The 21,660-nt window shown below is 64.9% G+C and carries 22 protein-coding genes and 1 tRNA gene; 8 read left to right on the top strand and 15 right to left on the bottom strand.

What is annotated here, in order from left to right; translation table 11 throughout:
- Positions 1-39 precede the first annotated feature (39 nt).
- Positions 40-1,347 carry a hemolysin family protein gene (locus FDY95_RS12745; protein ID WP_246074021.1) on the top strand — a complete coding sequence of 436 codons (1,308 nt, stop codon included), beginning with the start codon at positions 40-42 and terminating at the stop codon, positions 1,345-1,347.
- A gap of 72 nt (positions 1,348-1,419) precedes the next feature.
- Here the strand turns inward: FDY95_RS12745 and FDY95_RS26590 are convergent, their stop codons facing one another.
- From FDY95_RS26590 to FDY95_RS12700, 9 genes are all read right to left on the bottom strand, one after another.
- The gene (locus FDY95_RS26590) at positions 1,420-2,076 is read right to left on the bottom strand and encodes a TM2 domain-containing protein (protein ID WP_212744898.1); all 657 of its coding nucleotides are present in this window, start codon (positions 2,074-2,076) and stop codon (positions 1,420-1,422) included.
- A 69-nt stretch (positions 2,077-2,145) separates the two neighbouring features.
- On the bottom strand, positions 2,146-2,670 hold the full coding sequence (locus tag FDY95_RS12735) for a gamma carbonic anhydrase family protein (protein ID WP_138078151.1): 525 nt from the start codon (positions 2,668-2,670) through the stop codon (positions 2,146-2,148).
- Positions 2,671-2,851: 181 nt separating this feature from the next.
- Positions 2,852-3,835: a radical SAM protein gene (locus tag FDY95_RS12730; protein WP_138078150.1), complete on the bottom strand. Its 984-nt coding sequence runs from the start codon at positions 3,833-3,835 to the stop codon at positions 2,852-2,854.
- Between the two features lie 280 nt (positions 3,836-4,115).
- Positions 4,116-4,880, bottom strand: coding sequence for an endonuclease III domain-containing protein (locus FDY95_RS12725; protein WP_138078149.1), 765 nt, complete (start codon positions 4,878-4,880; stop codon positions 4,116-4,118).
- A gap of 142 nt (positions 4,881-5,022) precedes the next feature.
- Complete coding sequence (locus FDY95_RS12720; protein ID WP_138078148.1) at positions 5,023-5,736, bottom strand: OmpA family protein; 714 nt, start codon at positions 5,734-5,736, stop codon at positions 5,023-5,025.
- 403 nt (positions 5,737-6,139) lie between these two features.
- A complete protein-coding gene (locus tag FDY95_RS12715; protein WP_138078147.1) occupies positions 6,140-6,427 on the bottom strand; it encodes a YMGG-like glycine zipper-containing protein in 288 nt (95 codons plus the stop codon).
- Positions 6,428-6,611: 184 nt separating this feature from the next.
- Positions 6,612-7,352, bottom strand: coding sequence for an OmpA family protein (locus FDY95_RS12710; RefSeq protein ID WP_212744897.1), 741 nt, complete (start codon positions 7,350-7,352; stop codon positions 6,612-6,614).
- Positions 7,353-7,554: 202 nt separating this feature from the next.
- Entirely contained in the window at positions 7,555-8,430 is an 876-nt protein-coding gene (gene accD, locus FDY95_RS12705; protein ID WP_138078146.1) for an acetyl-CoA carboxylase, carboxyltransferase subunit beta, read from the bottom strand.
- Between the two features lie 321 nt (positions 8,431-8,751).
- Positions 8,752-9,801 (bottom strand): class I fructose-bisphosphate aldolase, encoded by a 1,050-nt coding sequence (locus FDY95_RS12700; protein WP_138078145.1) that lies wholly within the window; start codon positions 9,799-9,801, stop codon positions 8,752-8,754.
- 219 nt (positions 9,802-10,020) lie between these two features.
- Here FDY95_RS12700 and FDY95_RS12695 point away from each other — a divergent pair, with 219 nt between their 5' ends.
- Both FDY95_RS12695 and FDY95_RS12690 read left to right on the top strand, forming a co-directional pair.
- Positions 10,021-11,031 (top strand): OmpA/MotB family protein, encoded by a 1,011-nt coding sequence (locus tag FDY95_RS12695; RefSeq protein WP_246074020.1) that lies wholly within the window; start codon positions 10,021-10,023, stop codon positions 11,029-11,031.
- A gap of 58 nt (positions 11,032-11,089) precedes the next feature.
- Positions 11,090-12,631: a T9SS type A sorting domain-containing protein gene (locus tag FDY95_RS12690; protein WP_138078144.1), complete on the top strand. Its 1,542-nt coding sequence runs from the start codon at positions 11,090-11,092 to the stop codon at positions 12,629-12,631.
- Between the two features lie 23 nt (positions 12,632-12,654).
- Here FDY95_RS12690 and FDY95_RS12685 read toward each other — a convergent pair whose 3' ends face one another.
- From FDY95_RS12685 to FDY95_RS12670, 4 genes are all read right to left on the bottom strand, one after another.
- A complete protein-coding gene (locus FDY95_RS12685; protein WP_138078143.1) occupies positions 12,655-13,944 on the bottom strand; it encodes a hypothetical protein in 1,290 nt (429 codons plus the stop codon).
- Between the two features lie 9 nt (positions 13,945-13,953).
- On the bottom strand, positions 13,954-15,243 hold the full coding sequence (locus tag FDY95_RS12680) for a glycosyltransferase 87 family protein (protein WP_138078142.1): 1,290 nt from the start codon (positions 15,241-15,243) through the stop codon (positions 13,954-13,956).
- A 6-nt stretch (positions 15,244-15,249) separates the two neighbouring features.
- Positions 15,250-15,984: an SIMPL domain-containing protein gene (locus tag FDY95_RS12675; protein WP_138078141.1), complete on the bottom strand. Its 735-nt coding sequence runs from the start codon at positions 15,982-15,984 to the stop codon at positions 15,250-15,252.
- Positions 15,985-16,062: 78 nt separating this feature from the next.
- Positions 16,063-17,202: a cystathionine gamma-synthase gene (locus FDY95_RS12670; RefSeq protein WP_138078140.1), complete on the bottom strand. Its 1,140-nt coding sequence runs from the start codon at positions 17,200-17,202 to the stop codon at positions 16,063-16,065.
- A gap of 235 nt (positions 17,203-17,437) precedes the next feature.
- On the opposite strand from FDY95_RS12670, the gene FDY95_RS12665 reads away from it, so the two are divergent.
- Both FDY95_RS12665 and FDY95_RS12660 read left to right on the top strand, forming a co-directional pair.
- The gene (locus FDY95_RS12665) at positions 17,438-18,136 is read left to right on the top strand and encodes a TVP38/TMEM64 family protein (protein WP_138078139.1); all 699 of its coding nucleotides are present in this window, start codon (positions 17,438-17,440) and stop codon (positions 18,134-18,136) included.
- A 124-nt stretch (positions 18,137-18,260) separates the two neighbouring features.
- Positions 18,261-18,334: transfer RNA gene (locus tag FDY95_RS12660), tRNA-Arg, on the top strand.
- Positions 18,335-18,490: 156 nt separating this feature from the next.
- On the opposite strand, the gene pdxR is transcribed toward FDY95_RS12660, so the two are convergent.
- Positions 18,491-19,966 carry a MocR-like pyridoxine biosynthesis transcription factor PdxR gene (gene pdxR / locus FDY95_RS12655; RefSeq protein WP_171025665.1) on the bottom strand — a complete coding sequence of 492 codons (1,476 nt, stop codon included), beginning with the start codon at positions 19,964-19,966 and terminating at the stop codon, positions 18,491-18,493.
- Positions 19,967-20,218: 252 nt separating this feature from the next.
- On the opposite strand from pdxR, the gene FDY95_RS12650 reads away from it, so the two are divergent.
- The 3 genes from FDY95_RS12650 to FDY95_RS12640 are packed head-to-tail and all read left to right on the top strand — an operon-like array spanning position 20,219 to position 21,291.
- Positions 20,219-20,407, top strand: a complete 189-nt coding sequence (locus FDY95_RS12650) for a hypothetical protein (RefSeq protein ID WP_138078137.1) — start codon at positions 20,219-20,221, stop codon at positions 20,405-20,407.
- 43 nt (positions 20,408-20,450) lie between these two features.
- Entirely contained in the window at positions 20,451-20,849 is a 399-nt protein-coding gene (locus FDY95_RS12645; protein ID WP_138078136.1) for a GNAT family N-acetyltransferase, read from the top strand.
- Positions 20,850-20,895: 46 nt separating this feature from the next.
- A complete protein-coding gene (locus tag FDY95_RS12640) occupies positions 20,896-21,291 on the top strand; it encodes a cupin domain-containing protein (protein WP_138078135.1) in 396 nt (131 codons plus the stop codon).
- A 20-nt stretch (positions 21,292-21,311) separates the two neighbouring features.
- Here the strand turns inward: FDY95_RS12640 and FDY95_RS12635 are convergent, their stop codons facing one another.
- A complete protein-coding gene (locus FDY95_RS12635; protein WP_138078134.1) occupies positions 21,312-21,608 on the bottom strand; it encodes a hypothetical protein in 297 nt (98 codons plus the stop codon).
- Positions 21,609-21,660 lie beyond the last annotated feature (52 nt).

Genomic DNA, 21,660 nt, shown 5'->3' with positions numbered 1-21,660 from the left:
GCCGCTGACCTTATGGGCTTAAAAATATTCCTCACCCTTTTGTTAGTAGTAGCAAACGGGTTTTTTGTGGCGGCGGAGTTTGCCTTCGTCAAGGTGCGCCTGTCGCAAATCGAGATAAAAGCGCAGAGCGGCAACCGCCTGGCCAAGCTGGTTCTGAGCATGTTGCAGGACCTGAACTATTACCTCTCGGCCACGCAGCTCGGCATTACGCTGGCTTCGCTGGCCCTGGGCTGGATCGGTGAAAGCGTGGTGGCCGACGTGGTGCTGGCTGTCATCGACAGCTTCAGCATCAAGCTCTCGGAAGTAGCCGTGCACCAGATTGCGCTGGCCACGTCCTTCTCGCTCATCACCGTGCTCCACATCGTGCTCGGCGAGCAGGCGCCCAAGGTGCTGGCCATTCGCAAGCCCGAAAACGTGAGCATTGCCATTGCCATTCCACTGCGGGCCTTCGCGTTCCTCACCTTCCCCTTCATCTGGCTGCTCGACAAGCTCTCCAATCTGGTGCTGCGCGTATTCGGCGTGGGCTCGGTGCACGAGCACGAGGTGCACACGGCCGAGGAGCTGCGCCTGCTCATCGACCAGAGCAAGCAGAGCGGCGAGATTCAGGAGTCGCAGCACGAGCTGATCGAGAACGTGTTTCAGTTCAACGACCGGATGGTGAAGCAGATCATGGTGCCGCGCACCCGGATTTCGGCCATCGACGTGAGCTGCTCGCAGGAGGAAATCGTGGAAGCAGCCTTCAACGAGGGCTTCTCGCGCATTCCGGTCTACGAGGACAACATCGACAACATCGTGGGCATCCTCTACGTGAAGGACATGTTTGCCCTGATTCGCCGGGGCGAGGACATCAACCTGCCGCAGATCATGCGGCCGGCCTTCTTCGTGCCCGAAACCAAGAAAATCAACCGCCTGCTGCGTCAGTTCCAGCGCAAGCACCTGCACATGGCCATCGTGTCCGACGAATTCGGCGGCGTGTCGGGCATCGTCACCATCGAGGACATCATGGAGGAGCTGGTGGGCGAAATCCAGGACGAGTACGACAACGAGGTGCCGGTGGTGGAAAAGGTGTCGGAACTGGAGTACCGCGTGGCCGCCTCCACGGCCATCAACGACGCCAACGAGTTCCTGCCCTTCCCCCTGCCCGAGGGCGACGATTACGAAACTGTGGGCGGGCTGGTCAACGTCATCTACGGCACCATTCCCGAAATCGGCGACCTGGCCGTGCTCGACAACTACGAGTTTCGCATCCTGAACCGCTCGCGCCGGGCCGTGGAGCTGGTGCAGCTGCGGGTGCTGGAGCCCGCCGAGCGCGAAGCCGCCGGCGAGCTGCCCGACCTGGAGGAATAATCCACCAGGCTTGAAACGAAAACGCCCCCTTCATCCACGGATGGAGGGGGCGTTTTGCTTGACAGGCAGACCTTACTCCTTGTCTTTTTTGTTTTTGCCCATGTCCTCGAAGGTTTTGGCGTATTCGCCATTCTTGGGCTTCAGGTCACCGGTGATGATCATCACCAAATCGATGGTGGTCAGCACGGCCAGCACGAAGAAGGGAATGATGAGCCAGCTGGTCAGTAGCAGCGCAATGTAGAGAATGCCGCGGCCGGTGTAGCCCAGGTAGAAGCGGTGCACGCCCAAAAATCCCAGGAACAGCTCCAGCAGCAGGGCCGTGAGCTGGCTTTTGCCCTCGGCCGCGGGGGCGGCAGCGGCTTGGCGGTGTGCCTGCTTCACAGCCTGGCGCACCTCGCGGCGCAGGGCCTTACGGGCGGCGGGCGTCACGGCCTTGACAACGGCCGGAGCGGCCGTTACCGGCGCTACCGGCCGGCTGAGCGGGGTGGCGGTCTGGCGCGGAGCAGCGGGGGCTACGGGCACGGTCGAGGCCGTCAGGTCGGCCGGCGGGGCAGTGGACGGGGCGGTGGCGGCAACCGGTTCCGCGGCGGGTGCAACGGGCGTGCCAGCGGCAGCCACGGCGTGGTAAGCCGAGGGGGCAGGCGTGAAGGCGTACTGCGAACGGCTGCAGGAGGCGAAGGAGGCTACGGCCAGGAGCACCGCGGCCGTACGGGCGAAGAAGTGGTTCATGCCCGAGAGAGCCGCCGCCCGGCGGAAAGGTTGGTTGCACTTGGCCGACATTCTGCCGGACGGCCGACCCTACGCCGGATTTTCGCGCAGCCAGCCGGCGTACATTACGTAGTTGTCGGCGGTGCGGCCGATGGTCTGCCGCTGGGCTTCGGTCACGGGCTTGATCTTTTTGGCGGGCACGCCGGCGTAGAGGTAGCCCGGCTCGCACTGGGTGTTTTCGAGCACGATGGCCCCGGCCGCGATGATGCAGCCGCGGCCCACCACGGCGCGGTCCATCACGATGGCGCCCATGCCGATGAGCACGTCGTCTTCCACGGTGCAGCCGTGCACGATGGCCCGGTGCCCGATGCTCACGCGGCTGCCGATACTGGTGGCGGCCCGTTCGTAGGTGCAGTGAATCACGGCCCCGTCCTGAATGTTGGTCTTCTCCCCTATCCGGATGCTATTGACGTCGCCGCGCACTACGGCGGTGAACCACACGGTGCAGTCGGGGCCCAGCACCACGTCGCCGATGATGGTGGCGTTGTCGGCCACGTAGCAGCTGGGGTCGATGGCGGGCGTTTTGCCCAGCACGGGCAGGATAAGCGGAGGCATGGCGAACAGCGAAAAGGAATTGGCGCGAAGGTAGCAGGGGCTACCTATATGGTTATTGCCCCAGCCCGCTACCCGCGTCGGCAGTTGCGCCACCCGCAGGTAAGTCAATTAGGCTCCGTTGTTGGGGTTCTGCCCCGGGCAGCCGACAAACAGCCGGATTCGGGCTACTGCAACGCCTGCCTTAGCGGGCCAGCATCCGCTTCCATGTGCCCTTGTACCAGTTGTACTTGAGCGTGCTCGGCAGGGCCTGCCAGAAGTACTTGCTGGTTTCGACGGCGAAGCTGGGCTGCATGTAGCAGTTGATGGTGCAGCCCTCGCACTGGGGCAGGCGGCCTTCCAGCGCGGCCAGCTGCTGCACCGGCTCCGAGCGGTACAGCTCGTGCAGCCGGCCCTCTATGGGAAAGGTTTTGGTGCCGAGGTGGTAGCAGGGCAGCACCAGCTCGTTGTTGGGCGAAATGACCAGCGTGGTGCTGGCGGCCCGGCACACGGGCGCGGCCACGTGGTTGCCCCCGTCGCGGCGCAGCTGGATGAAGGCCTCGTTCAGATACACGCCCGGCCGCTTGCCGAAGGCCGAGAGGTAGTCCAGCTCCTGCTCGGTCAGCTGCTCGCCGGTTTCCACGCCGTTGTACTCAAAAGCCGGATTGATAATGAGCATCAGCCCGTTGGGCCGGGTGATGTCGCGGTACACGGCCTCCAGCTGGTCGAGGTTCTGGCGGAACACGGTGAACAGGATATCGGGCCGCTCGCCCAATTCTTTGGCCACCCGAATGCTTTCGAGCACGAAGTCGTAGCAGGCCACGCCCCGGCCCCGGTCGTGCTGCTCCTTCTCCGATGAATCGAGCGAGAAGTGCAGCATGTCCACCTTCCCCCGCAGCCGCTCGGCGAACTTGGGGTACAGCAGCCCGTTGGTGGTGACGGTGGTGATAAAGCCCAGCTCGTGGGCCAGGGCCAGAAACTCCGGCAGCTGCCGGTGCAGCAGCGGCTCACCACCCGTAAAATCGATAACCGAGACGCCCAGCTTCTTCAGGTCGCGCAGGTTCTGCTCCACGTCGGCCAGCTGAATGTAGGGCGAGGGTTTCTCCCAGATGTCGCAGAACGAGCACTTCGCATTGCACCGGTAGGTGACGTAGTAATTGCACAGAACCGGATGGTGAACGAGGCGCATGGGTTGATTGGCAGCTTCAGGACTTGCAAGCTACAAGCTTTTCCAGCCCGGATTGTTCGTGGCGACGGTAGCACCAGTAGGCATTGCGAGCGAAGCGCGGCAATCGTTCTTCTCGGGGCACGACGAGCCCACTGGCAGAAGCCCAAAATAGCCCCGCCCGAAACTACAGATACTGGTTTCGGGCGGGGCTGTTTTCAGTTGGTGCGTGTTGTACCGTTTCTGCCACGAGAGGAACGATTGCCGCGCTTCGCTCGCAATGACTACAGGGTGAACCGTTCGATCAGTGCAGCTTCTCCCCCGTCCACTCCGGCGCCACGGCGGCCAGATCGGCTGCCGTGGCGGGGCCGTAGTGCTCCAGGTAGTAGTTGCAGAGGCCCTTGAGCGGGCAGGCCGGGCAGTTGGGCTTGCTGAAGAAGCAGATGTGCTGCCCCAGCCAGTAGTTGTGCTTGTGAAAGTTCAGCAGCACCTCGGCATCGGGCGGCAGCTGGGCCAGCAGCACCTCGTGCGCCTTTTCCACCGACACCTTCGGCCCGATCAGGCCCAGGCGCTGGGCCACGCGGTGCACGTGCGTATCGACGGGCAGCACGGGTTTTTGGAAGTTGAAGAGCAGCACCAGCGACGCCGTTTTCAGCCCGATACCGGGCATGCCGGTCAGCCACGCCAGGCCGCGCTCCATCGGCCAATCCGCCAGCGCGTCGAGGGAATACTCGCCAAACTCGGCCTTGATCCGCCGCAGGATTTCCTGAATGCGCGGCGCCTGGGTGTCGGGCCAGCGCGTGGTGCGGATGGCGTGGGCCAGCTCGGCGGTGGGCGCGTCCACCACGCCCTGCCAGTCGCCGAAGGCTTCCAGCATCCGGTCGTAGGCCAGCTCCTCGTCGCGGTGCGTGGTGCGGTGCGAGAGGACGGTGCTGATCAGCTCGCGCATGGGCGTGCGGCGCTGCCCGGCGGGCACCGGCCCGTAGAAGGCGTGCAGGATGCGGTGGTCTTCGAGGGTTTTGGCCGCGGGCGCGAGGTCGTAAGCGGTGGTGAGGGCAGGAAGGGGCATATACCGGTGTACCGCGGCGGCCGGGCCGGGGTTACGCCAGCGCCGGTGGGCAGTCTTGGTACGGGATAAAAAAAATCCGGCGGCTCCACCAATTGGGGAGCCGCCGGATGAGCGACGGGACAGCGGCGTTGGCCGGCCCGGCTTAGATCGTGCCTTTCTCGGCAGCTTTCTTCAGCTTTTCGTTGGCGTAGATGGCTACTTCTACGCGGCGGTTCTGCGAGCGGCCGGCTTCGGTCGTGTTGTCGGCAATGGGCTGCTTCGAGCCGTAGCCTTTCACTTCGAAGCGCGACGACTCCACGCCCTGGTTCATGGCGTAGTTGGCCACGGCCTGCGCGCGGCGCACCGACAGCGGGTCGTTGATGGCGTCGGTGCCGGTGTTGTCGGTGTGGCCTTCGATGAGCACGTTGGTGTCACCGTACTTCTTCAGCGTAGCGGCCAGCGTCCCGATGTTTTCCTGCGCGGCTGCAGTCAGCTCCGAGGAGTTCTTGGCGAACAGGATGCCCGAAGCGAAGGTGATTTTGATGCCTTCACCTACGCGCTCTACTTTGGCGCCAGCCATGTCGCGGCGCAGCTCTTCGGCTTGCTTATCCATGCGGCGGCCGATGAGGGCACCGGCGCCACCACCCACGGCAGCCCCGATTACGGCGCCCACGGCCGTGCCTTTCTTGCCACCGATTACACGGCCCAGCACGGCGCCGCCAGCAGCCCCGCCCAGGCCCCCGATGATACCGCCCTTAGCGGTTTTGCTCATACCCTTCTTCTGGGTGGTGGTGGTCGTCTGGGCTTCCGATACTGCCGAGGTCATCAGCAGCACGAGGGCCAGCAGGAAGGCGAGTGAGGAACGAAGCTTGTTCATTGTACTGTGGTTTTCTGGTTGGTGAGTTGAGAGAAGCCAGTGGAAGATGGAGTGTGGAGCGTCTCTCTCTGACCGGGATTTTGCAACCACCTTGCCAAAGCGCCCACCGTTGCGCCAGATAGTACGCATCATACTGATTATCTGGCAAATAATTTTCTGTTTTTGACTACCTCAGCGCGTTTCACCGAGGCTCAGCCGGCCAAATATAACAACGGATATGACTCCATCATCGGCTGACCGGGCGTGCCCTTCAACGCGAGCTGCTACTAAATGTTGTACCATTTCATCGAAAGTAAAAAGGCCGTTCTGGGAGCAGAACGGCCTTTTTCCAAGTAACTAACTGAAATGCATCCTATTATCATGCATCCAGCGCTGATTTGAGCCGCCGGCAGTTGCCGGCGGGTTATTTTTTGTACGCCTGATAACGCACCGGGTCTTTTTTCTTGTCGCGCTTGCGGCCGATGACGGCCCCGCCAACGGTGCCGGCAGCGGCCCCGATCAGGGCCCCTTTGCCACCGCCTACGACGGCCCCGGTAGCGGCACCGGCACCGGCACCAATGGCAGCCCCTTTGGCTTTACCGCTCCAGGTGCCGGGCTTGGTTACTTTCGATTGGGCCTGGGCCGACGAGGCAGCACCGCCCAGCAGGGCTACCGACAGCACGGCAGCAACGATTCCTTTATGTAAGTTCATGGCGTTTCGAGAGTTAAGGCCCGCCGCGAAATGGGGAAATAGCGGGCAGCTAGGATTTAAAACGCAAATCCCGGGGGACAGGGTTACACTGGCCTGGCTATTTTGCTCTCCTTAAGTAATGGCACAACAAAAGAGCCGCCCCGACGGGGCGGCTCTTTTCAAACCGGGAGGGTGTTCCTGCGGCTTACAGCTGGCCTTTCTCAGCCGCTTTTTTCATCTTCTCGTTGGCGTAGATGGCAATTTCCACGCGGCGGTTGGCCTGGCGACCTTCTACCGTGGCGTTATCGGCCACCGGCTGCGAGGAGCCGTAGCCGTTGGTCGTCACGCGCGTCGACTCCACGCCCTGCTGAATGGTGTAGTTGGCCACGGCCTGGGCCCGGCGCTCCGACAGCGGCTGGTTGATGGCGTCCGAGCCGGTGTTGTCGGTGTGGCCTTCCACCAGCACGTTGGTGTCGGGGTACTTCTTCAGCACCAGGGCCATGTTCTGGATTTCCGTCATCGAGGCCTGGCGCAGGTCCGACTTGTTGGTGTCGAACAGGATGCCCGAGTCGAAGGTGATTTTGATGCCTTCACCTACGCGCTCCACGCGGGCGTTCTTCATGTCGCGCTGCAGCTCTTCGGCCTGCTTGTCCATTTTGCGGCCGATAACGGCCCCGGTGGCGCCGCCTACGGCCGCGCCCGTAATGGCCCCGATGGCCGTACCCTTCTTGCCGCCGAGCAGGCCGCCGACTACGCCGCCGACCACTGCACCGCCGCCGGCACCCAGGATGCCGCCCTTGGCCGTTTTGCTCATGCCGTCTTTCCGCTCGCCCGTGCCGTTGGAGCCGGGCAGACTGCCCCCGCCCGCCGTCTGCGACGATTTGCAGGAGCTGAAGGCCAGCGTAAACATCAGGAGCAAGGCAAGCAATGAATTGAATGATTTCATGGTGTCAGTGAAAAGTGGGAGGTTGGAGAGAGAATTCAGTTGGGCTTTACCCGGTTCGGGTCGAAAAGGTTGGGCAAACATATAAAGCCGCTAATACTCAGTCGGCTTTTTTTCGCCCAGCCCCGGGCCGGAAACGACAAACCCCGCCCGGCTGCCAGATGAGCAGCCGGGCGGGGTTATCCAACAAGTGTGCCGAACGGCCCTAGCGGCCCGCCGGCTCGACCGGCACGGTGGCCGGGCGCAGCATGTGCAGCAGGTCCGAAAGCTGCTGCTTCAGCTGCTTCCGGTCGACGATGAAGTCGAGAAAGCCGTGCTCCAGCACGAACTCGGCGCTCTGGAAGCCCTTGGGCAGGTCTTTGCCGATGGTTTCCTTGATGACGCGCGGGCCGGCGAAGCCGATGAGCGCACCCGGCTCGGAGATGTTGAAGTCGCCGAGCATGGCGTAGGAGGCCGTCACGCCGCCGGTGGTGGGGTCGGTAAGCAGCGAGATGTACGGGATACCCGCTTCGGCCAGCAGGGCCAGCTTGGCCGAGGTTTTGGCCATCTGCATCAGCGAGTAGCCGGCTTCCATCATGCGCGCGCCACCCGATTTGCTGATCATCAGGAAGGGCACGCGGTGCTGGCGGGCGTAGTCGATGGCGCGGGCAATCTTCTCGCCCACCACCGAGCCCATAGAGCCGCCGATAAAGCGGAAATCCATGCAGGCTACCACCAGCTCCTGCCCGTTCATGGGACCGTGGGCGGTGCGCACGGCGTCCTTGAGGCCGGTGCTGCGCTGCGTAGCGGCAATGCGCTGCGGGTAGGCCTTGGTGTCGACGAAGTGCAGCGGGTCGCCGGAGCTCAGGTCGGCGTCGAGTTCGGTAAACTGGTTGTTATCGAAGAGGATTTCGAAGTACTCGGCCGAGTCGATGCGGTCGTGGTAGTTGCACTTGGCGCAGGTGTAGAGCATACGCCGGTGCTCCCCCATGTCGGCCACGGTGCCGCACTCGGGACACTTGTACCACAGCCCGTCGGGGGTTTCTTTTTTCTCCTCCGTGGGGGTGATGATGCCTTTTTCCTGCCGTTTAAACCAAGCCATTATGTTCGGGAACTGAGTCAGATGATGGGAGAACCGCCCGGCGGCGCCGAAGCTAAGTTACGTAGCCGCAGCCGGGAGGGGCCGTTCGGCGACACAAAAGTAAAGTAGCGGCCGGCTACTTCCCGCATCCGGCGCCGGCAAAGCTGGGGCGGCTGGGGAAAGATTGAATCAGAACGTCATGTCGAGCGCCGCCGAGACATCTCACTCCATAGTATTCTTCTCGTTGAACAAGCAGATTACTCTCGGAAGTCAGCACGCGAGATGTCTCGATCCTTGCTTGATGCGCAACATGCTCGACATGACGGCCTATCGGCATCGTTCTTACGCCAGCGTGATTTTCTCGTCCAAATACACGTCCTGAATGGCGTGGAGCAGGTCGACGCCCTCGGCGAAGGGGCGCTGGAAGGCTTTGCGGCCCGAAATCAGGCCCTGGCCGCCGGCGCGCTTGTTGATGATGGCCGTGCGGATGGCCTCGTCGCGGTCGGTGGCGCCTTTGCTCTCGCCGCCAGAGTTGATGAGGCCGATGCGGCCCATGTAGCAGTTGGCCACTTGGTAGCGCGTCAGGTCGATGGGGTTGTCGGAGCTGAGCGTCTCGTACATGGCCGGGTAGGTTTTGCCGAACTTCAGGGCCGTGAAGCCGCCGTTGTTTTCGGGCAGCTTCTGCTTGATGATGTCGGCCCCGATGGTGACGCCCAGGTGGTTGGCCTGGCCGGTGAGGTCGGCGGCCACGTGGTAGTCCTTGTCGGCGGTTTTGAAGGCGTTGTTGCGGGTGTAGCACCAGAGCACCGTGGCCATGCCCAGCTCGTGGGCCCGCTCGAAGGCGGCCGATACTTCCTGCAACTGCCGCCCCGATTCCTCGGAGCCGAAGTAGATGGTGGCCCCCACGGCGGCGGCACCCAGGTTCCAGGCCTCTTCCACCGAGCCGAACATGATCTGGTCGAACTTATTGGGGTAAGTCAGCAGCTCGTTGTGGTTGATTTTGACCAGGAAGGGAATCCGGTGGGCGTAGCGGCGCGCCACCGTGCCGAAGGTACCGAAGGTGGTGGCCACCGCGTTGCAGCCGCCTTCCAGGGCCAGCTTGATGATGTTTTCGGGGTCGAAATACATCGGGTTTGGGCCGAACGACGAGCCGGCCGTGTGCTCGATGCCCTGGTCGACGGGCAGGATGCTCAGGTAGCCGGTGCCGCCGAGGCGGCCGTGGTTGTAGAGCTGGCCGAGGCTGCGAATCACCTGCGCCGAGCGGGAGCCGGGTACGAAGCAGCGGTCCAGGAAATCGGCACCGGGCTGGTGCAGCTGCGCTTTCGGAATGGTTTTGCACTCGTGCTGCAGCAGCGCTTCGTGCTCGGCGGTGAGCTGGAGAGACGTGGCCATGGGGGCTGGAATAAGAGGGTGAGAGCCAGGAAAAGAGCTGAGCGAATATAACCCGCCGCCCGCCCGACACAATCTTTACGAGCTAACCGGAGCCTTGGGCTATACGCCGTTGGGCCCGCTTCGGCGCAGCGCTGGTTGGAAAGTGTGGCCCGGCGGGGCTACCTTGCCAGGGTCGTACGCCCGCGCGCCGGGCCGGGCGCCCGACCTTTTTGTTTGCCTGTGAAGAAGTACACCTCCTCTCTCCTGCTGGCCGCCTTGGCCGCCGGCAGCTTCAGCCTGCCGGGCTGCGTCACCGCCAAGAAATACGACGACCTGCGGGCCCGCCAGGCCGCCACCGAGCAGGCCAAAACCACCGCCGAGCGGCAGGCCCGCGAAGCCGTGGCCGAGCTGCAGAAGGCCACCAGCCAGCTGGGTGAGCTGCGCCTGGAAAACAAGCGCCTCGTGAATGACTCGACGCAGACCGGCAACGTGCTGCGCCGCACCCAGACGCTGTACCGCGAGCTGAGCGACACCTACGAAAAGCTCATCAAGAACAACGAGAAGGTGCTGGCCAACAAATCGGCCGACTACCAGAAAGTGGCCCAGGACCTGGCCCGCCGCGAAGCCGAGCTGGGCGAGCTGTCGGCCAACCTGAACAAGAGCCGCACCGAAATCGACAAGCTCTCGGCCGACGTGAAGACGCGCGAACAGCGCCTGGCCGAGCTGGAAAAGGCCCTGGCCGAGAAGGACGCGGCCGTAAACGCGCTGCGCTCGAAAGTCAGCAACGCCCTGCTGGCCTTCAAGTCCAACGAGCTGCAGGTGAAGGTGAAGGACGGCAAGGTGTACGTGTCTCTGTCGGAGCAGCTGCTCTTTAAGTCGGGCTCGACCAAGGTGGACCCTAAGGGCCAGGAGGCACTGGGCAAGCTGGCTACCGTGCTCAAGGAGCAGCCCGACGTGAACGTGGTGGTGGAAGGCCACACCGACAACGTGCCCATTCTGAAGGGCACGGCTGGCATGCAGGACAACTGGGACCTGTCGGCCCTGCGCGCCACCGAAATTGCCCGCCTGCTTACCACCGGCGGGGTGCAGCCCGAGCGCGTGACGGCCTCGGGCCGCTCGCAGTACGTACCCGTCGCGCAAAACGACTCGCCCCAGAACAAGTCCCTGAACCGCCGCACCGAAATCATTCTGACGCCCAAGCTCGACGAGCTGTTTCAGATCCTGGGTACAAATTCGGAAACCGGTAAATAGCGAATAGCCGGGAAGCATTATATTCATATATCAATAATGAATATAATGCTTCCCGGCTATGATTTTCTCTACGCGCTTTCAGACCGGCCTGGGCCTGCTATTTTGGTGGCTGTTGGCAGGCGTCGCCCAGGCCACGCATCTGGTGGGCGGCGAAATCGGCTTTGCCCACCTCAGCGGCAATCAGTACCGCGTGCTGGTAACTACCTATGCGGATGCGCTGGGCGGCACCGGCAACGCTCAGACGCTGACCCTGGCGGCCAAGGCCAACGGCTGCACGCTGACGGGCGCGGGCAGCTTTGTAGCCCAGCTTCCCCGGACGGCGACCCGGGCACTGGATCTGCCGCTATGCCAAAGCGCCCCGGCACCCTACCAGGCCATCGACTACGCCACTACGGTAACGCTGCCGCCGGGCCAGTGGACGCTGGCCGTTAACGTAGAAGCCCGCAGCGCGCTGGCCGCCAACATTCTCAGTGCCGAAACGACGCACCTGGAGCTACAGGCGTACTTAGATAACCGAGCCGGCACCGATCAGGCCCCGCAGTTTACGGCCCTGCCCCTGCCCTACTGCGCCCTGGGCCAGCCGCACCGCTACAGCTTCGCCGCCTTCGATGCCGACGGCGACTCCCTGGTGTACCGGGCCGTGGCGCCGCTGAACAACCGCATGCTGAGCGGCATCACGCTGCCCATCTACCCCTGCCCCAGCCTGATCAGCTACCGCAGCTACCTCGGCGGGCAGTTCACCGAGCCGTTTACCGGCCAAGCGGCCACGTTTGCCGACGGCGCTTACACGGTCGGGATGCCGCTGCCCTCGTTTCGGGTGCTGAACGGGACGGTAAGCAAGTGGGCGGAGCTGACAACGGCCAACGGCAACTACTACCTGGCCCCAGCCCGGCAGGGAACGTACTCGGTGGCCTTGCAGGTTGATGAATACCGGCGCGTCGGCGGGCAGCCGACGCGCATCGGCAGCGTGATGCGCGAGGTGCTGTACACGGTGGCGCCCACGCTCAACACCAACCCGACGCTGACGCTGCTGCGCAACGGCGCGCCCCTGCCGCCCGACGCGCCCGTGGACGTGCAGCCCGGCCAGCACCTGACCCTGCGCTTCGCCGCCACCGATGCCGACGCCGGCCAGCCACTGCGCATCCGCAGCGACGCGGCCAGCTACCTACCCGGCGCCACCTTTCAGCCCGGCACGGCCACCACGCCCGCCCAGCTCGACTGGCTGGTGCCGGCCGCTACCGCCCCGGGCTACTACTCCTTCACCGTAGAAGCGGCCGACAACGCCTGTCCGATCAATGGCACGGAGGTGCGCGGTTTTACCCTGCGCGTAGCTACCAGCGCGCTGGCCACCGCCGTGGCAGCCCGCCGCAGTGACCTGATGGCCTTTCCCACGCCATTTACCCACATTGTCGCGTTTCGGCTGGCTGAACCGCAAGCCCAAGCAGTGGTGGTAACCGATGCGCTGGGCCGGATGGTAGCCGCGTTGCGCAGTCGGGCCGACGGGCAGGTGGAGTGGCAGCCGCTGGGCTTACCGGCCGGTATGTACGTGGCCCGCACCCTCGACGGGCAGCAGGTGGTACGGCTGGTCAAAGCCGAATAAGCCGCGCCAGTGGTCAGCAAGGGTCATTGAGCTACCTCACCCCTGGTCATCGGCAGCGAAGCCCGTCGGCGGAATTCCTGGTACAGGCAGTAAAACCCAGTCAGCAGGCCCAAGGCAAACAGGCCGGCCACCAGCTGCGGGTGCTGCACCAGCCAGGTGGGCTGGTGGTGGTAGTGGCGGAACATGGTGCGCAGGTTCAGCCAGTGGCCCACCGATACCAGCGCGTAGGGCCACCAGCGGCGGCTCAGCAGGGCATACGCGCCCAGAAACAGCACGGCAGGGTGCCAGTACCGCTCGTGCATTTCAGTGTTGAAAAAACAGAACACCAGCGGTAGCAGCCCGCCTACCAGCAGCACCAGCGGGGCCTCGGCCGGGCCGAGCGCGCTGCGCCGCCGCAGCCGCTGCCAGGCCAGCAGCGCCACCGGTACCAGGGCCAGGGCCGAGCCGGCGCCAAAGGCCAGCAGCCCCCACTGCCGGTAGCTCAGGCCGAACTTGCGCAGGGTATCGGGCACCCAGAACAGCGCATCGGGCATGAGCAGGGTCCACACGTTGAAGGCGTTGACGGTGGTGTAGGGATAGAGGCTGACGGCGGTGAAGTTGATGGCCAGAATGCGCGGCAGGTAGTTTTGCGCCCCGCCCCAGATGAACGGCGCCAGCAGCGCCAGCTGCACCGCCGCCGCCGTGCCGAGGCCCAGTAGCAGCTGCCGCGGCGCGAGGCGCCCTAGCGGCAGCCACAGCAGCCCGAGCAGGGGCAGAAATACGATGGCCTGCAGCTTGGCATTCAGCGCCAGCACGTAGAGCACCAGGCTGAGCCCTGGGCGCTGCCGCAGGGCCAGCACCACGGCGGCGAAGCTGAGCGTGGTAAAGATGGCGTCGACCTGCTGCCAGACGAGCGTGTTGTAGAGGTAGCCCACGTTCAGCAGCAGCCACAACGAGCCCAAGAAGCGCTGCCAGCCGCCCCGCAGCCACGAGGCCGCCAGCAGCGCACCGGCAAAATCGAACAGCAGCGTAAAAGCCTTCAGCCCGTGCGAGTAGGCCCCAATGGCCTCGGCGCTACCCGCCAGCCGGCCGAACAGCCAGAGGATGTAGTGGTAGAGCGGGTTGTAGTCGAGCGAGGGCAGGGCGTAGGCATTGCCCAGGCCGTGGCGGAAGATGTGGGTGGCCCAGGCCAGCCAGGCGGCCCGGTCGCCCTCGTGGGCGGTGGAGCCGCCCAGCGCCAGCAGCAGCCCGAACAGCAGCGCATATAGCCCGGCGTAGCGCCACGGGCTTTGCCGCCATTTACCCGCAAGCTGCCTTGGCCCGACGCTTTTCATCCGTCAAAGCTACGCATGGGACGGGGCGCCTTGCTTCAGTAACGCCCGAATAGCCGGGCCCAGCGGCGCATGGCGGTACAGCTCCAGCAAGCCCAGGGCTATAGCTCCGGCAAACAGCAGCGCCACCAACTGCGGGTGCAACAGCCCGGGCAGCAGGGCGCGCAGCTGCAGATAGCCGAACACCGCTTCCAGATTGAGCAAATACGCCCCACTCACCAGCATCAGCAGGGCGTAGCGCCGTCTCACAAAGGCGTAGGCCCCGGCAAACAGTAACGCCGCGTGCCAGTACCGCTCGTGCATCTGGGTATTGAAAAAGCAGAACACCAACGGCACCAGCGCAAACGTGAGCAGCACCAGCGGCCGGTCGGCGGGGCGGGGCCGGCGCAGCCGGGCCAGCGCGTGCAGCAGCAGGGGCAGCAGCACCGCCGTGGCGGCCACCGCAAACAGCAGCATGCCCCAGTGCCGGTAGCTCAGGCCGTGCCAGAGGTCGGTATCGGGACGGGTGAGCAGGAGGCCGCCGGCCGTCAGGTGCCACCAGTTGTAGGCGTTCATCGACAGCACCGAGTAGTAGCCCACGGCCTGCCGGTTGATGCGCCAGATGTCGGTCAGGTAGCCTCGCTCCCCGCCCACTACGAAGGGTAGCAGCACCAGCCCTAGCGTGACCAGCCCGGCCAGCAGGGCCGCCGGCAAAAGCCGGGGCCGCTGCCACCACCGCGGCGCCCAAAGCAGCAGCAGGGGTGGCAGAAAAATCAGCGCCTGCAGCTTGGCGGCCAGCGCCAAGGCGAAGCACACCGCGCTCCAGGTGCCCCGGTCGCGCAGCGCCAGCACCACCGCCCCGAAGCTCAGACCCGTGTAAATGGCGTCGACCTGCCCCCAGATGAGCGTGTTGTAGAGGTAGCCGAAGTTGAGCAGCAGCCACAGCGAGCCGACGAAGCGCCGCCGCGCCGGTCCCGCCAACGAGGCGGCCAGCAGCGCCCCGCCCACGTCGAAGGGCAGGGTGAGCAGCTTCAGGGAGTAGCGCTGCGCCTCAATGGCTTCGGCGCTGCCGGCCAGCCGACCGAACAGCCACAATATGTAGTGGTAGAGCGGATTGTAGTTATTGCCGGGCACCGCGTAGGCGTTGCCCAGGCCGTGCGCCCGGCTGTACTCGGCCCAGCGCACCCACAGCCAGAAGTCGTCCTTGAAGCCCGCGGCGGGCAGCAGCGCCGCCAGCAAACTCAGCAGCAGCAGGTAGGGGCCCGCGTATGGCCCCAGCGGCCAGCGCTGCCACCACGGGCGACGGTTGGGCGGCTTGCTCACGCGGGGCTATTTCAGCTCGAATTCGGCGTCGACGGTGCTCGTCACGCGGATGGTGCGCAGGTTCGGAACGGGCGCGTCGGCCGCGTCGATTTCGCGCTGGTAGCCCTCCTTGCGCTTGTAGCCGGTTTCCTCCAGACGGTAGCCGGCAAAGGGCGTTACCTCCGTCACGGCCAGCGGGGCGCCGAGCTGCTGCCCGAGCTGCCGGGCCAGCAGGGCGGCTTTCTGGCGGGCGTTGTCGAGGGCTTTGCCAAGTACCTCCTGCCGGCGGGCTTCGAGCTGGGCGTTTTCCAGCCGGGCCACCTGCACGTTGTCGGCGCCAGTTTGCACCAGCCGCGGAATCAGCTCGTTGAGTACGGCCGGCTTGTCGAGCCGCAGGCGGTACACCCGCGTCAGCGCCACGGTGGAGTTGCCCATCTTGGAAAAGCCGCCGTAGCCGTAGGCCGTCAGGTTGTCGAGCATCAGCTTCTCGGGGGCGATGTTGAAGCTCGGCAACACGTTCCGCAGCGCCTTTTCCTGCTCCTTGGCCTTGTCGGAGTCCTTCACGTTGTCCGACACGCGGTAGGTCACCAGCAGCTCCACCCACTCGGGCTCCACTTCCTGAAACGCCGTGCCGCGCACCGCCACGGTGTGCGGCCGGGGCGGGGCGCCCGGAGCCGTTTGGGCTGAAACATTGAGGCAAGCGGCGCTCAGCGGCGCGGCCAATAGCAGCAGGCGGAAGCGGAAGAACATACGCGTGGTCATCAGGCGGTAAATTGATACAGAAAAGCCGTCATTCCGCGGCGAAACGCAGAATGACGGCTTTTTCGTGCACCCGTGGGCTTAGCCCAGGGCCTGCGCCAGGTCCTCGATGAGGTCTTCGGCGTCCTCGATGCCCACCGACAGGCGGATCAGCGAGTCTGACAGGCCGGCTTTGCGGCGCTCCTCGGCCGGGATGCTGGCGTGCGTCATGGTGGCGGGGTGGCCCGAGAGGCTTTCCACGCCGCCGAGGCTTTCAGCCAGGGTGAACAGCTGGAATTTCTCCAGCACGGCCACCGCGTCCTCCACCTTGTCGCCCTTCAGCACGAAGGAGAGCATGCCGCCGAAGTCGCGCATCTGCTGGCGGGCCACCTGGTGGTTGGGGTGGGTTTCCAGGCCGGGCCAGTACACCTTGTCCACGCGCGGGTGCTGGCGCAGGTACTCGGCCACGGCGCGGCCGTTTTCGCAGTGGCGCTGCATGCGGATGTGCAGCGTCTTGATGCCGCGCAGCACCAGGAAGCAGTCCTGGGGCCCGGGCGTGCCGCCGCAGGCGTTCTGGATAAAGGCCAGGCGCTGCTGCAGCTCGTCGTCCTGCACGATGAGGGCGCCCATCACCGTATCGGAGTGGCCGGCCATGTACTTCGTGAGGGAGTGCATCACCACGTCGGCCCCGAGGTCGAGCGGGCTTTGCAGGTAGGGCGTGGCGAAGGTATTGTCGACCACCAGCAGGGCGCCGCCGGCGTGGGCCACCTCGGCCACGGCCTTGATGTCGATGATGTGCAGCAGCGGGTTGGTGGGCGTTTCGGCCCACACCAGCTTGGTGCGCTCGGTCATGGCCGCGCGCACGGCCTCCACGTCGTGCATGGGCACGAAGTTGAACTTGATGCCGTACTTGGCGAAGACCTTGGTGAAGATGCGGTAAGAGCCGCCGTACAGGTCGTTGGTGGCCACCACTTCGTCGCCGGGCTCCAGCAGCTTCACCACGCAGTCGATGGCGGCCATGCCCGAGGCGAAGCACAGGCCGTGCTTGCCGTTTTCGAGGGCGGCCAGTGCGTCCTGCAGCTGGGTACGGGTCGGGTTGTGGGTGCGCGAGTACTCGTAGCCTTTATGGTCGCCCGGGGAGCGTTGCACGTAGGTCGAGGTCTGGTAGATGGGCGTCATGATGGCCCCGGTGGCGGGGTCCGGGTGCACGCCGGCATGGATGGCTTTGGTGCCGAATTTCATGGCAGAAGGCTGGGGAACGAGGGTCTGGAAAATCGGGGAATGCCGCACCCGCGGCGGGTACGGCCCCAAAGGTAGCAGCCTGATTTTCTTCCGCCCCGGGGCAGTGGTCTGCGCCGGCCCGCGCCCCCGGCCGGCCCAATCCTAGGCGTTCGGCGTAGCTTCGGCGCCCGATTCTACGTTTGAAACGGACAAGCCTCCCCGTCTCCGGGGTACGCCCTCCCCTTTGCCGCCCGCCATGCGCTTCCTCCGCGAATTATTTCAGCACAACGCGTCCACTTTCTTCTCGCTCCTGCTGCTGGCCGGCCTCCCGCTCGTCGGCGACAGCGTGCTGACTTGGGTGCTGCACACCCACAGCCACTGGCTGCACCAGCCCGGCGCGGTCCACATGCTGATTTATTTCGCCGTGGTAGCGGTGGCCATGGCATTTTCGCTGACGCACACCACCGTCGTCACGCTCATCACCGGCTTCTACTTCGGCTGGCCCGGCTTCGGTGGCCTCGTGCTCAGCTACATCCTGGCCGCTATGGTCGGCTACCTCATCGCCACCTCCCTCGACCACGGCAAAATGCTCAGCTTCCTGCAGCGCTTTCCCAAGGCCGAGGCCGTGATGGAGGAGCTGCGCAAGCAAAGCTGGCAGCTGGTGCTGCTCACGCGCATTTCCCCAGTGCTGCCCTTCGCCATGATTACCTTTATTCTGGCAGTGGTGAACGTGCCGCGCCAGCAATTTCTGGCCGCTTCGGTGCTGGGTATGCTGCCGCGCACCCTGTTTTTCTATTGGCTGGGCACCAAAGCCAACGACGTATTCGCCCTGCTGAGCAACCCCGACACCGGCACGGCCGGCAAGCTGCTGGTGATTGGCCTGCTGGCCGGCTCGGCCCTGGGATTGTACTGGCTCTTCAACCGCGCCCTGCAGCGTGCCCTAAAAAAAGGATGAAAAAAAATCAGCTGGATTTCAGTTGGTTGAGGCAAACCAACAGGCTTTTCTACAGAAATTCTAAGCTGTGGTTTGCAAACCACGAAAAGGGCCGCCTATCTTTGCACCACCAAAACGGAAAAACGGTCACGTAGCTCAACTGGATAGAGCACCTGGCTACGAACCAGGAGGTTTGGGGTTCGACTCCCTACGTGACCACACCAAAAACACAAAACCCCGATTCTGACTCAGAATCGAGGTTTTGTGTTTTTGGTGTGTGACGCCGTGTATTCTTCCTACCGGCCATGACCAAGCGCTACTGCTGCATCAACGGTCAATATATTGCCTGAAATCCCGCTAAGCCAACCAGCGGCTTCACCATAGCTGCCGCAGGCACATTTCCAGGATATGCACGCTGCGCCGCAGCTCGTCGGCGGTGTGCGCGGCGAATCCCAGGCGAAGGTGTGCCTGCTGGTCGGTAGGTAAGCGGTAGGGCTGCCCTTCGCCGATAGACAGGCCCTGCCGGGCACAGGCGGCTGCCAGCATTGGCAGATCGATGCCGGCGGCGAAGACACCCCACAGGGCCAAGCCGCCGGCGGGTGGCGTGAACGAAAACCACGGCGCCAGGTGCTGGTGCAGGGCTTCGCAGAAGACGTCACGCCGCTCGTGGTAGGTTTTGCAGGAGCGCTGCAAGTGGTGCTGCATGCCGCCGTCAGCGAAGAGTTCGGCCACGGCAAGTTCCAGCAGCGGGTCGCCCAGCTGGTCGAGCAGCACGCGGATGGGCGCCAGGGCCGCCAGCACGTCGGACGGCGCCACGATGTAGCCGATGCGGTAGGCCGGGGCCAGCACCTTGCTCAACGAGCCTACGTAGAGCACCCGCCCGCTGCGGTCGGCGCTGGCCAGGGGCAGAATGGGCGCGCCGTCGTAGTGGTAGTCGAAGTCATAGTCGTCTTCCAGCACCACGAAGTCGTGCTGGGCCGCCAGCTGCAGCAGGTGTACCCGCCGCGCGGCCGACAGCGCCACCGTGGTGGGGTAATGGTGGTGAGGCGTGACGTAGACCAGGCGCACGCGCTGCTGCTGGCACAGCTGGGCCAGGGCGTCGGTGTCAAGGCCGTGGGCATCGAGGGGCACGCGCAGGAGCTGGGCGCCGTGGTGCCGGAAGATGGCGTCGGCCTCGCCGTAGCTGCGGGCGGCCACGGCCACCACCTCGCCGGGCTGCACCAGCAGCTGGGTGAGCAGGTGAATGGCCATGGTGCTGCCGCGCGTGACGAAGATGTCGTCGGGGCCGGCGGGCACGCCGCGGGTGTCGTGCAGGTAGCGGGCCAGCTGCTGACGCAGGCGCAGCACGCCCTCGGGGGCCGAATAGCCGAGCAGTTGGGGCTGGCGCAGGGCCCGGCGGCTGGCGGCGCGGTAATTGCGCGCCAGGGCCTCCAAAGGCACCAGCCGGGCATCGGGCGAGCCGCCGCCGAGCAGCAGACTGGGCGCCGTGGGACGCACCCCGGGGCCCACGGCGGGCCGCGGCGCAAACGTAAACCCGGCCCGCGGGGCCAGTTGGCTGGCCGGGCCCTCCAGCAGCGGCTCGGGCACGGGAATGGGCGGCTGCGCGCCCACGGTGGCCGCCTTGCTGGGCAGTTGCTCAATCCAGCCCTGGGCCACTAGGTCCTCGAAGGCCACCACCACCGTTTGCCGGCTCACGGCCAGCTGGGCGGCCAGGTGGCGCGAGCCGGGCAGTTTGGCCCGGGCCGGCAGCACACCTTGGTTGATCAGGGCAATAAACGCCGCCGTAATCTGCTGGGTCAGCGGAATGGTGGCGTGCCGATCCAGCGCAATTAAGGTCTGGTACGGAAGCATAGGTGGAAAAGCAAACGGCGGGGATAGGGACGGATCGGGCGGCGGCATGGTGCCCGGAGCCGGCCGATTGGCGGGCGCAAGGTACCGGGTTGGGCGCGGCTGCCGCAAGCCGTTGCCCAGCGGGCTGGGCCAGCAGCCGGACTGGTCGAAATCTGCCAACCGGCCTGAAGCAGGCCGCCGCGCCCGGCTCACTTTTGCCCCGTCGGCCCGGCAACGTCGCCCGGCCGGGTTCAGCCCCACTCCTACCCCGCTATGGAATCATCTGGATTTTCCCACAAAACCGCCGTCAGCCTGGATTTTCCGGCCGCCTTTCGCTCGGTGCGCGCCGACGCGCTGCTGCTCGTGCATCGTGGCAATGGCTACGCTGGCGGCACGGCCCCCACCTCGTTGCCGTCGGCCAGCCACAAGCCCTGGGGCTTGGGCGAATCGTCCGGCCGCTAGGCACCAGTCACCCACCCGATTATTTGCTTCAACACCTTCATCCATGCCCATTACCTACCACCTCGACCGCACACCGACGCCGAAAGCCCTCACAGCCCTGTACCGCAGCGCGGGCCTGCGCCGCCCGGTGGACGACCCGGACCGCATGGCGGCCCTGGTGCAGCACGCCAACCTCTGGGCCACGGCCTGGGACGACGAGCAGCTGGTGGGCGTGGCCCGTAGCCTCACCGATTTCCGCTGGTGCTGCTACCTCTCGGACCTGGCCGTGTACGCCGGGTACCAGCGCCAGGGCATCGGCCGCCAGCTGATCGAAGCCACTAAACAACGCGTAGGCGACGAGTGCATGGTGCTGTTGCTTTCCGTGGACACCGCCCTGCGGTACTACCCGCACGTCGGCATGGCGGCGGTCGACAACGGGTTTATTCTGCACCGCAAGCGGTAATTTGCGCTGGCCGCTTTTGGGTCTGGATTGAAAAACACGGCTTTCGATGAATACTCTTCCCGCTGATTTTCCGGCGCAGCTGCGGTCGGTGGCCTCGGCCGAGCACTACCACTGGGTCGCGCAGTGCGACGGGTGGCACCTCGTCGATACACTCGCGCTGAGCGTGATTCAGGAGCGGATGCCGCCGGGCACGGCCGAGCAGTACCACTACCACGAGCGGGCCCAGCAGTTTTTCTATGTGCTCCGCGGCGAGGCCACGTTCGACGTGGACGGCCGGCGACTGAATGTGGTGGCCGGCGCGGGCCTGCACGTACCGCCCGGCACCCCGCACCGCATCCTCAACCTGACGAGCGACGAGCTGCATTTCACCGTCACCTCCCAGCCCAAGGCCCACGGCGACCGGGTGCTGGTGGCCGCCAACAGCGCACTCAGCAACGAGTAGCAGGCCTTAACGATGCGCGGCTACAGGCTGGCCAGCCACGCCACGCGGAAGAAGCGGTGATGCACCTCCAGGGCGCGGCGCAGCGCCTGGCACACGGCCTCGCCCCCCGCCAGGCGCGACAGTTCGCCGTCGTGCTGGTGAAACTGATCGGCCAGCCAGCGGGCGGTGCGCTCGGTGCCCCAGGCGGCCCAGAGCAGGTAGGGCAAATCCCAGCGCCAGGGCACGACGACGTCGGGCGCGAGCTGCACCAGCAAGCGGATTTCCGCTACGGATTTGCTGGTTTCGACCAGGGCTCGAACGCGGGGAGATGCCATCATACCTAGCGAGAGTCAGTGGAAAAAATGTGGAAAACCCGGGCTACAACTTGCG

The sequence above is a fragment of the Hymenobacter jeollabukensis genome (assembly GCF_005771675.1).
GTDB classification, from domain to species: domain Bacteria; phylum Bacteroidota; class Bacteroidia; order Cytophagales; family Hymenobacteraceae; genus Solirubrum; species Solirubrum jeollabukense.
The sequence above is the reverse complement of the archived record's forward strand: the minus strand, read 5'-3'. Positions and strand labels throughout refer to the sequence as shown.

What these genes read in the sequence shown, in the direction of transcription:
- FDY95_RS12725 (WP_138078149.1), bottom strand. Translation starts at nt 4,880, where the DNA reads ATGCCCCTTCCTGCCCTCACCACCGCTTACGACCTCGCGCCCGCGGCC.
- FDY95_RS12735 (WP_138078151.1), bottom strand. Translation starts at nt 2,670, where the DNA reads ATGCCTCCGCTTATCCTGCCCGTGCTGGGCAAAACGCCCGCCATCGAC.
- FDY95_RS12720 (WP_138078148.1), bottom strand. Translation starts at nt 5,736, where the DNA reads ATGAACAAGCTTCGTTCCTCACTCGCCTTCCTGCTGGCCCTCGTGCTG.
- pdxR (WP_171025665.1), bottom strand. Translation starts at nt 19,966, where the DNA reads ATGCTTCCGTACCAGACCTTAATTGCGCTGGATCGGCACGCCACCATT.
- FDY95_RS12690 (WP_138078144.1), top strand. Translation starts at nt 11,090, where the DNA reads ATGATTTTCTCTACGCGCTTTCAGACCGGCCTGGGCCTGCTATTTTGG.
- FDY95_RS12640 (WP_138078135.1), top strand. Translation starts at nt 20,896, where the DNA reads ATGAATACTCTTCCCGCTGATTTTCCGGCGCAGCTGCGGTCGGTGGCC.
- FDY95_RS12665 (WP_138078139.1), top strand. Translation starts at nt 17,438, where the DNA reads ATGCGCTTCCTCCGCGAATTATTTCAGCACAACGCGTCCACTTTCTTC.
- accD (WP_138078146.1), bottom strand. Translation starts at nt 8,430, where the DNA reads ATGGCTTGGTTTAAACGGCAGGAAAAAGGCATCATCACCCCCACGGAG.
- FDY95_RS12710 (WP_212744897.1), bottom strand. Translation starts at nt 7,352, where the DNA reads ATGAAATCATTCAATTCATTGCTTGCCTTGCTCCTGATGTTTACGCTG.
- FDY95_RS12715 (WP_138078147.1), bottom strand. Translation starts at nt 6,427, where the DNA reads ATGAACTTACATAAAGGAATCGTTGCTGCCGTGCTGTCGGTAGCCCTG.
- FDY95_RS12700 (WP_138078145.1), bottom strand. Translation starts at nt 9,801, where the DNA reads ATGGCCACGTCTCTCCAGCTCACCGCCGAGCACGAAGCGCTGCTGCAG.
- FDY95_RS12670 (WP_138078140.1), bottom strand. Translation starts at nt 17,202, where the DNA reads ATGAAATTCGGCACCAAAGCCATCCATGCCGGCGTGCACCCGGACCCC.
- FDY95_RS26590 (WP_212744898.1), bottom strand. Translation starts at nt 2,076, where the DNA reads ATGAACCACTTCTTCGCCCGTACGGCCGCGGTGCTCCTGGCCGTAGCC.
- FDY95_RS12635 (WP_138078134.1), bottom strand. Translation starts at nt 21,608, where the DNA reads ATGATGGCATCTCCCCGCGTTCGAGCCCTGGTCGAAACCAGCAAATCC.
- FDY95_RS12685 (WP_138078143.1), bottom strand. Translation starts at nt 13,944, where the DNA reads ATGAAAAGCGTCGGGCCAAGGCAGCTTGCGGGTAAATGGCGGCAAAGC.
- FDY95_RS12645 (WP_138078136.1), top strand. Translation starts at nt 20,451, where the DNA reads ATGCCCATTACCTACCACCTCGACCGCACACCGACGCCGAAAGCCCTC.
- FDY95_RS12730 (WP_138078150.1), bottom strand. Translation starts at nt 3,835, where the DNA reads ATGCGCCTCGTTCACCATCCGGTTCTGTGCAATTACTACGTCACCTAC.
- FDY95_RS12675 (WP_138078141.1), bottom strand. Translation starts at nt 15,984, where the DNA reads ATGACCACGCGTATGTTCTTCCGCTTCCGCCTGCTGCTATTGGCCGCG.
- FDY95_RS12650 (WP_138078137.1), top strand. Translation starts at nt 20,219, where the DNA reads ATGGAATCATCTGGATTTTCCCACAAAACCGCCGTCAGCCTGGATTTT.